This window comes from Streptococcus sp. 3167 (genome assembly GCF_013277175.1).
GTDB classification, from domain to species: domain Bacteria; phylum Bacillota; class Bacilli; order Lactobacillales; family Streptococcaceae; genus Streptococcus; species Streptococcus pseudopneumoniae.
In genome coordinates this window covers 1-559 of record NZ_VMML01000119.1, presented here as the reverse complement: position 1 = coordinate 559, position 559 = coordinate 1, and the positions used below count along the sequence as shown (strand labels likewise).

The window sequence follows — 559 nt, the reverse complement described above, 5'->3', positions numbered from 1 at the left end:
TCGATCCCGTTAACTCCCAAAGGTCCCGTAGTGTAGCGGTTATCACGTCGCCCTGTCACGGCGAAGATCGCGGGTTCGATTCCCGTCGGGACCGTTTGAAATAACGCAAGTTATTTTAGACTCGTTAGCTCAGTTGGTAGAGCAATTGACTTTTAATCAATGGGTCACTGGTTCGAGCCCAGTACGGGTCATATATGCGGGTTTGGCGGAATTGGCAGACGCACCAGATTTAGGATCTGGCGCTTAACGGCGTGGGGGTTCAAGTCCCTTAACCCGCATTGAGATATAATAGATGAGCCGGCTTAGCTCAGTTGGTAGAGCATCTGATTTGTAATCAGAGGGTCGCGTGTTCAAGTCATGTAGCCGGCATTTTTAGATAGAAGAAAATAGTGCGAACGTAGTTCAGTGGTAGAACACCACCTTGCCAAGGTGGGGGTCGCGGGTTCGAATCCCGTCGTTCGCTTAGAGAGGCCGGGGTGGCGGAACTGGCAGACGCACAGGACTTAAAATCCTGCGATTGGTAACGATCGTACCGGTTCGATTCCGGTCTTCGGCATAA

At 51.3% G+C, this 559-nt stretch carries 6 tRNA genes; all 6 read left to right on the top strand.

Features of this window, described 5'->3' with window-relative positions:
- Positions 1 to 21 precede the first annotated feature (21 nt).
- The 6 genes from HT678_RS11245 (at position 22) to HT678_RS11220 (ending at position 556) form a co-directional block, all read left to right on the top strand.
- Positions 22 to 94, top strand: a tRNA-Asp gene (locus HT678_RS11245).
- Between the two features lie 24 nt (positions 95 to 118).
- A tRNA-Lys gene (locus HT678_RS11240) sits at positions 119 to 191 on the top strand.
- Between the two features lie 5 nt (positions 192 to 196).
- A tRNA-Leu gene (locus HT678_RS11235) sits at positions 197 to 278 on the top strand.
- A gap of 18 nt (positions 279 to 296) precedes the next feature.
- Positions 297 to 369, top strand: a tRNA-Thr gene (locus HT678_RS11230).
- A 22-nt stretch (positions 370 to 391) separates the two neighbouring features.
- A tRNA-Gly gene (locus HT678_RS11225) sits at positions 392 to 463 on the top strand.
- A 7-nt stretch (positions 464 to 470) separates the two neighbouring features.
- A tRNA-Leu gene (locus HT678_RS11220) sits at positions 471 to 556 on the top strand.
- Positions 557 to 559: the final 3 nt, after the last annotated feature.